This is a genomic window from Pelomonas nitida, assembly GCF_043555975.1.
Classification (GTDB): Bacteria; Pseudomonadota; Gammaproteobacteria; order Burkholderiales; family Burkholderiaceae_C; genus Pelomonas; species Pelomonas nitida.
This window is the reverse complement of sequence record NZ_JBIGIA010000039.1, coordinates 1-1699: the sequence shown is the minus strand read 5'-3', so window position 1 is coordinate 1699 and position 1699 is coordinate 1. Positions and strand designations below refer to the sequence as shown.

Annotated in this window: 1 protein-coding gene and 1 pseudogene; both read right to left on the bottom strand. The window is 67.5% G+C overall.

Going from position 1 to position 1699, the window contains the following annotated elements:
* Positions 1–506: pseudogene (locus ACG00X_RS23990) on the bottom strand (ATP-binding protein); the annotation flags it as partial.
* The coding region (istA, locus tag ACG00X_RS23985) for an IS21 family transposase (RefSeq protein ID WP_394492337.1) at positions 499–1699 on the bottom strand (1201 nt) is incomplete at its 5' end. The gene istA and the pseudogene ACG00X_RS23990, both read right to left, overlap by 8 nt.

The window sequence follows — 1699 nt, the reverse complement described above, 5'->3', positions numbered from 1 at the left end:
CCCAGTTCGTCCAGGATCACGAGGTCCATGTGCATCAGCGTTAGCGCAATGCGGCCAGCACGCCCCTCGGCCTTCTCTCGCTCCAGTGCGTTGACCAGATCGACCGTCGAGTAGAACCGCACCCGTTTGCTGTGCCGGGTGATGCCGGCCACGCCGATGGCGGTCGCCAGGTGCGTTTTGCCGGTGCCGGGGCCGCCGATGAACACGGCGTTGTGCGCCAGTTCCGTGAACGCCGTGCCGGCCAGTTGCTCGATCAGTGCGCGCTCCACGCGCGAGGACTCGAAGTCGAAGCCCGCCAGGTCGCGGTGCACCGGGAACTTCGCCGCGCCCATTTGGTAGTTCACCGAGCGCATGGCGCGGTCGCTGGTCTCGGCTTGCAGCAGGTGCTCGATCAGCCAGCCGGCGCTCTCCAGTTACGTCTGCGAGCCTTGCTCGACCAGGTCACGCCAGGCCGCGGCCATGCCGTACAGCCGCAATGACTTGAGGTCTGCCGTCACGTCACGCATGGTGACCCTCCTCGACGTCCAGCGGCCCGCGCAGGCTGTCGTAGCGACCGGTGTCGCTTGTCGGAGGCTCGCTGACTTGCAGGACCGTCTGCACCTGCTCAGGCGTCGGCGCGGCGTTCAGCCGGGCCAGCACATTGAGCACATGCTCAGCGCTGACCGCGCCCGTCTCCAGCACCAGGCTGACGGCCACCAACACGGCTTCCAACCCCGCCGTCGGCACGGCCGCCAGCACCTGCGCCATCACGCGGTCGCCACCAGCGCGGCGCATCAGCGCGCGCTGCAGTTGCAGCAAGGGCTCCGGCATGTCGGCGAACGGCGCGCCGTTGCGCAGCACACCGGGCTTCCTGGACAACAGCGGGATGTAGTGCTGCCAGTCGTAGCGGGCCTGTCCCCGGTCACTCAGCCGCTCATGTTCGGCGACGATCTTGTCGTCGGCCACGACGACGACCCGGTTCGGGTACAGCCGCGCGCTGACGATGTGGCCCGCCAACTCGCATGGCACCAAGTAGCGGTTGCGCGCCACCGACACCAGGCAGGTGCTGCTCACTCGCGCAGGGTTCTCGACATAGCCGTCGAACGGTTCGGGCATGGGCATCAGGTGCGCCAGTTCGTGCTCAAGCATCTCGGCCACGCTGAACTGGCTGTGCTCGGGGTGGCGCAGCTCGGCCCACAGCGCGCGGCAGCGCTGGGCCAGCCAGGCGTTGAGCTCGGTGAACGAGCCCCAGCGCAGTGCCTGGGCTTCGATCCAGATGCGCCGCCGGCTGTCCTGCACGTTCTTCTCGACGACACCCTTCTCCCAACCCGAGGCCACGTTGCAGAAGTCCGGATCGAACAGGTAGTGGTTGCACATGACTGCGAAGCGCGCATTGACGACGCGACCCTTGCCCTTCTTGACCTTGTCCACGGCCGTGCGCATGTTGTCGTAGATGCCCCGCCGGGGAATGCCGCCCAGCGCTGCGAACGCGCGCGTGTGCGCGTCGAACAGCATCTCGTGGCCCTGACTCGGATAGGCCACCAGCCAGAAGGCTCGGCTGGCGCACAGCTTCAGGTGCGCGGCCTGCACCTTGTAGTAGATGCCGCCGACCACCAGCCCCTCCTCGCTCCAGTCGAACTGGAAGGCTTCGCCCAGCTCGAACTTCAGCGGCACGAAGGCTTTGGTCAGCACCGCCTTGCCCTCGTCCTGGCGCCAGGCG